Annotated in this window: 2 protein-coding genes; both read right to left on the bottom strand. The window is 30.9% G+C overall.

From position 1 onward, the window contains the following. Nucleotides 1–90 precede the first annotated feature (90 nt). The gene (locus tag DIU01_RS03910) at nt 91–1,095 is read right to left on the bottom strand and encodes a hypothetical protein (RefSeq protein WP_290831940.1); all 1,005 of its coding nucleotides are present in this window, start codon (nt 1,093–1,095) and stop codon (nt 91–93) included. A 121-nt stretch (nt 1,096–1,216) separates the two neighbouring features. Continuing rightward, nucleotides 1,217–2,101, bottom strand: coding sequence for a hypothetical protein (locus DIU01_RS03905; RefSeq protein WP_290831939.1), 885 nt, complete (start codon nt 2,099–2,101; stop codon nt 1,217–1,219). Nucleotides 2,102–2,196 lie beyond the last annotated feature (95 nt).

Here is a 2,196-nt window from a genome sequence, read left to right as displayed (position 1 = left end):
ATAAAAAAACAACCTCTTTTATCCCGAAGTTTCGGGAGATTTAATGGAGTTTTTTTTAGCTAAAGGTCAATGACAAGATAAATTTTACCTTTACTTCAAAGTAAAACTCGTTTTCCCAACCAAATCATCTCTATCGAAAATATTGATAAAATAAACGCCTTTTTGGAACTCATCTTGAAGAAATTCTTGAGTAATGGTTGTAGTTTCGTTGTTGTAATCAAATGATTTTTTGAAACTGTAAGTCAATGATTCGTTCTCGAAAAATTCGGTGACGCGTTTTCCTAAAACATTGTTTTTTCCGTTGATGATTTGAAAATAATAAGTTTTGTCGCCGGCTTTAGCATTCGGATTTCCGTCTAAAGTAAATGTAATTTTAAGCAAATCGGCGCGACTTGCATTTGTAGTTTCTTCTTGTTTGGATGCCGATTTAGAAATAAAGGCTCCAGCTTTCACATTCGACATAGAAACTTTCGAATATTTTTTTTCTGAAGATTTTGGTTGTGCTGGTGTTTCGGTTTTAGTAACTACTGGTTCTGGTTTGGACGTAGCAACTTTAGAAAAAATATCTTCTTGTTTTACTGTAGCAACTTCTTTTTTGGCTTCAACCTGAATTTCCTTTTTAGGAACAACATTTTCTGTTTTAGGAAGCGTAATCTCGGTAGAATTTGTGATTTCTTTTGTTGGTTTAGGCTTCGGAGTTTTTGAAACGACTTTGCTTTTCTTGCCTTTTAAAACCACAATTTCATCCACTAAAATCTTCATTTTAGATTCTAAATTCTGATATTCTGTTTTGTATTTTATAAGCGAATTGGCATCGCCTTTGGTTTTTTCTAATTCTAAAACTAAGATTTTTACGCGTTCTTTTTCTTCTTGTAACGCCTTGTAAGTATTGGTTTTATCAGCGATTTTAGTGTCGTACATCAACTTTAATTCTTCAATTTCTTGCAATACTTTTTTATCATTGCTAATGCTTGAAGGTTCTGTAATAGCATTTGATGAATTTCCACCCAAAATGTACCCAATACTTCCTGCAAGAAGAATTAATAGAAGACCTATTATTCCAATTAAAATTGGTACACTTTTTTTGTTGCTCATTGATTTAAGATAAGTACACAAAATAACACCAAAAAGCTATTAGTAGTAGTTGATAAACTCGCAAGTTATAAACAAAAAAAGGCACGCAATTGCGCACCTTTTGAGTCAATTATAATGGAGATTATTTTAGTGTGAAACTAGTTTTAGAAACCAATTCGTTTTTGTCAAAAACATTAACAAAGTAAGTTCCTTTTGCAAAATCTTTACCAGGTAAATTTTCTGTTACTTGAACCGATTTGTTTTCGTAATTAACTGTCGTTATAAAACTGTAAGTCAATGAGTTTTCTCCAAATGTTGCTGTAGCTTTATCGCCAAGAACATTGTTTTTGCTATCAATTACTTGAACATAATATTGTTTGTCGCCAGTTTTTGCAACCGCATTTTCTGCAATTGTAAAGCTCACTTTTAAAACATCTGCTCTACTTGCTTTTTCAGTAGCAATTTCTTTACCAGAACTTCTTTTTTTGTAGGCCGACGTTTTTAAATTTGAAATGGTCAATTTAGACGCTTTTTCAACCGTTTTAGTCAATTCTTCGTTTTGTCCAACAAGCGTTTTGGTGTAGTTTTTAGTATCTTCAAGAACTACTTTTGTTGAATCTAGATTGGTAGTTAATGTTTGATTTTCTTTCTTCAACACTTCTACTTCTTGCATTAAACTGTTCATTTTTACTTGCAAAGTATTGTATTGACTTCTGTATTTAGAAAGTTCTGCAACAGTTCCTTTAGATTTTTCTAATTGCGTAATTAAGTTTACAACTTTTTCTCTTTCTGCAATAAGTTCATCACTCATTGAGGTGTTTTCTGCAATGGCTGCATCATAAGTTGTTTTTAATTCTTCCAAATCTTTTAATACATTTTCTTTCTCAGTTTTTTCACTTTTCACAACAGTTTCTAAGTTAGAAGTATCAGTTGTTAACTTGTAAATGTAGAATAAACTTCCTAGTAATAGCAGTGAAAGTACGGCAATTACAACTTTTAATGACGAGTTACTTTTTTGATTTTCCATAGGAGTATTTTTTTTTAATTTTTGATTTTGTAAAGATAGACGTATTTTCTAAACGTAAATTTATAAGATTTTAGTATTTCTTTATATAATTAGAC

The sequence above is a fragment of the Flavobacterium sp. genome (genome assembly GCF_003525665.1).
Lineage (GTDB): Bacteria > Bacteroidota > Bacteroidia > Flavobacteriales > Flavobacteriaceae > Flavobacterium.
This window is presented reverse-complemented; position numbering and strand designations above follow the sequence as displayed.

Coding starts and splice junctions, on each gene's coding strand:
- DIU01_RS03910 (WP_290831940.1), bottom strand. CDS start 1,095: ATGAGCAACAAAAAAAGTGTACCAATTTTAATTGGAATAATAGGTCTT.
- DIU01_RS03905 (WP_290831939.1), bottom strand. CDS start 2,101: ATGGAAAATCAAAAAAGTAACTCGTCATTAAAAGTTGTAATTGCCGTA.